This is a genomic window from Tardiphaga sp. (assembly GCF_028290785.1).
Classification (GTDB): Bacteria; Pseudomonadota; Alphaproteobacteria; order Rhizobiales; family Xanthobacteraceae; genus Tardiphaga.
Genome location: NZ_JAQGJD010000400.1, coordinates 1 through 3,043, shown reverse-complemented (window position 1 = coordinate 3,043; position 3,043 = coordinate 1). Strand labels below are relative to the sequence as shown.

Annotated in this window: 4 protein-coding genes; 2 read left to right on the top strand and 2 right to left on the bottom strand. The window is 64.6% G+C overall.

Annotated elements, in window-relative coordinates:
- The first annotated feature begins 29 nt into the window (after positions 1 to 29).
- Entirely contained in the window at positions 30 to 1,319 is a 1,290-nt protein-coding gene (locus JWR89_RS25285) for an ArgE/DapE family deacylase (RefSeq protein ID WP_299720944.1), read from the top strand.
- A gap of 157 nt (positions 1,320 to 1,476) precedes the next feature.
- Here the strand turns inward: JWR89_RS25285 and JWR89_RS25280 are convergent, their stop codons facing one another.
- Positions 1,477 to 1,854, bottom strand: coding sequence for a hypothetical protein (locus tag JWR89_RS25280; RefSeq protein ID WP_299720943.1), 378 nt, complete (start codon positions 1,852 to 1,854; stop codon positions 1,477 to 1,479).
- Between the two features lie 236 nt (positions 1,855 to 2,090).
- On the opposite strand from JWR89_RS25280, the gene JWR89_RS25275 reads away from it, so the two are divergent.
- Positions 2,091 to 2,495 carry a hypothetical protein gene (locus JWR89_RS25275; protein ID WP_299720942.1) on the top strand — a complete coding sequence of 135 codons (405 nt, stop codon included), beginning with the start codon at positions 2,091 to 2,093 and terminating at the stop codon, positions 2,493 to 2,495.
- A 230-nt stretch (positions 2,496 to 2,725) separates the two neighbouring features.
- Here the strand turns inward: JWR89_RS25275 and JWR89_RS25270 are convergent.
- The coding region (locus tag JWR89_RS25270; RefSeq protein WP_299720941.1) for a hypothetical protein at positions 2,726 to 3,043 on the bottom strand (318 nt) is incomplete at its 5' end.

The window sequence follows — 3,043 nt, the reverse complement described above, 5'->3', positions numbered from 1 at the left end:
GAACTGCAAAACAAATCCAAGGACTTCCCATGCCTCTCGACCCCAAACTGCGCGACGACATCATTGCCGCCATCGACAAGGGCTTTGACGCCCAGGTCAAGTTTACCCAGGAAATGGTGCGCCACGTCTCTACGCGCGGCAACGAGCACACCATGCAGGACTTCATGTTCCGCGCCATGAAGGCGCGCGGCTACAAGATGGAGCGCTTCGAGATGGACAAGGCGGCGCTGGCCGCCCATCCCGGCAGCGGCGTGTTTGACGAATTGCATTCGCGGGCGCCGATCGTGGTCGGCACCCATCATCCGCACGACGAGAAGGGCCGCTCGCTGATCCTACAGGGCCACGTCGATGTGGTGCCGGAAGGCCCGCACGACATGTGGGCCACGCCGCCCTACGACCCGGTGATCCAGGGCGACTGGATGCAGGGCCGCGGCGCCGGCGACATGAAGGCCGGCTGCGCCTCCAACATTTTTGCCCTCGACGCCTTGAAGAGCCTCGGCCTGCAGCCGGCGGCGACGGTGTATCTGCAGTCGGTGGTCGAAGAGGAATCCACCGGCGACGGTGCGATGATGACGCATCTGCGCGGCTACAAGGCCGATGCCGTGGTGATCTCGGAGCCGTCGCATGAGACCATCACGCGCGCCAATATCGGCGTGATCTGGTTCCAGCTCGAAGTCCGCGGCGTGCCGGTGCACGTGCAGCGGATGGGCACCGGTGCCAATGCCATCGACGCCGCCTATCGCGTGATCGGCGAGTTGCGCAAGCTGGAAGCCAAATGGAATGCCACCAAGGACCAGACCGAGCACTTCAAGAACATCGAGAAGCCGGTCAACCTGAACATCGGCAAGATCGCCGGCGGCGACTGGGCCTCTTCGGTGCCGGCCTGGTGCAAGGTCGACTGCCGGATCTCAATCCTGCCCGGCAAGACCGCCGAACAGGCCAAGAAGGAAATCGTCGACTGCGTCGATGCCTTCACGCGCGGCGATGCCTTCCTGTCCAACATCCCGCCGACCGTCACCTTCAACGGATTCCAGGCCGAAGGTTATGAGCTGAAGCCCGGCTCCGACGCCGAAGCCACCCTAGCATCCGCCCATGAAACGGTGTTCGGCCAGAAGCCGAAGCCGGAAATCTCGCTGGCCTATCTCGACAGCCGCGTCTACGCGCTGTTCGATCACGTGCCGACGCTGAACTACGGCTGCATCTCGCGCGGCGTCCACGGCTTCGACGAAGGCGTCAACCTGCCGTCGCTGAAGAAGACCACGACGGCGCTGGCGCTGTTCATCGCCGAATGGTGCGGTGTGGAGAAGGTCGAGGGCTGAGACCCGGCAGAACGGCGACAAGAGACTCAGGTCTCTCGTCCGTCATTGCGAGGAGCGAAGCGACGCGGCAATCCAGAGCCATCCGCTCGGCAAGACTGGATTGCTTCGTCGCAAAGGGCTCCTCGCAATGATGGCTGAGGGGCCGTCGCGTAAGCCGCTACTTCTTCCAGCCGCAGATGCCGCCGCTGCGGCAGGGCCAGACCTGAACGCGGGTGTCGGCGGCATTGGCGTCGAGCGGATTGCTGCGGACGCGGGCGATTTTCTTGCGGACATTAATCTGCGGCTTTGCCGCCACGACGCGGGGCTTCGCGGCGGCAGCGACCGGCGCGGGCACAGCGACCGGCGCATCGGCCTTCGCCTCGATCGGCACCGCCTCGAACTGCGCCGGCGGCCCCAACGGCCTCGGCGACAGCGCGGCCCGGTTAAGATCGAGCATCAGAAACTCGCCGGGCCGATACGCATCCGCGCGCGCCCCCGCGCCGCTCATCAGCAACGCCGTTCCGATCATCGCCGCAACGAAATATGTTCTGGTCATCAACGCCTCCTGAAGCCGGCGTGCCGGCGTCTGGAATGACAATGCTACCAATGTAAGCGCACCCGCTCGCAATGCCAGCCCCGGCTCCGTGCAAAAACCCCTGCGCTGCAGGCATTTCCCGGTAACGGTAACGACCGGCTGCCGGTTCCGCACCGCGGCGCGATTGATCCAACGCAATGCGAGGACACTCTCGAGCGCCGATCCTTGCGAAGTACCCATTCGCAGCGGAGCCTGTCATGACAGCCCAGCCCTATCCCCGCGTCACGGCCCTGATTGATCAGTTCGGTGCCCTGTTGAAGCGCTGGCACGAACGCAGCGAAATGAACGAACTCGACGCCGGGGAATTCAACCGCATCGCCAGCGAGATGGGCCTTTCGTCCGCCGACCTCGAATCGGTGGTGCGCCAGGGCAAGCACGCGGCGGATGAACTGCCGATGTTGCTGAGGGCGCTCGGCTTCGACGATGCCGCCATCGCGCGGATCGAGCGGCCGGTTCTCAACGACATGCAGCGCACCTGCGCCAACTGCCAGCACAAGCCGGCCTGCCAGCAGGACCTCGTCGCCGGCGTCGCGGAGAAACACTATGAGAGCTATTGCGCCAATGCCGACACCATCGGGGCGCTGACGAAGGCCGCGCAGTAGATTATTCTACGCGACCTCGCCAATTGCCGGAAAAACGGCCCAGGTAAGGTTGATCGGTTAGGTTAAGAAACGGTTTACGTTGCGAGCTTAGGCGGTTGCGATACCGTCGAAGCGTCGCGCAGAATGGGCACGGAAGTCGCTTTCCCGCCCTGAATTTCAATTGCACGACACGGGACCGTCGTTATTACCCGCGTCGACGGTCCCACCCCTTTCTCATCTTTGCAACGCAGCTACAGCGCGATCACCTCGACCGCGTGGCCGGGCACCGCGCGCGCGAGTTCGGCGACGTGTTGGTGATGCGTGAACACGATCATCTGCCGCTCCCTTCCCGCGGCGGCGAGCAGTTCGAGTGTCGCCGCGGTGCGCGCCTCGTCGAAGCTGGTCAGCAGGTCGTCGCCGATGAACGGCAGCGGCTGGTGGGTGCGGCGCTCCAGCAGCGCCAGCCGCAGTGCCAGGAACAACTGGTCGCGCGAGCCTTCGCTCAGGCCGGCGATCGCCACGCGCTCGCCATCGGCGCGCGCAGCGACCAGAACCGGCCGGTCGTCATC

Coding starts and splice junctions, on each gene's coding strand:
- JWR89_RS25285 (WP_299720944.1), top strand. CDS start 30: ATGCCTCTCGACCCCAAACTGCGCGACGACATCATTGCCGCCATCGAC.
- JWR89_RS25280 (WP_299720943.1), bottom strand. CDS start 1,854: ATGACCAGAACATATTTCGTTGCGGCGATGATCGGAACGGCGTTGCTG.
- JWR89_RS25275 (WP_299720942.1), top strand. CDS start 2,091: ATGACAGCCCAGCCCTATCCCCGCGTCACGGCCCTGATTGATCAGTTC.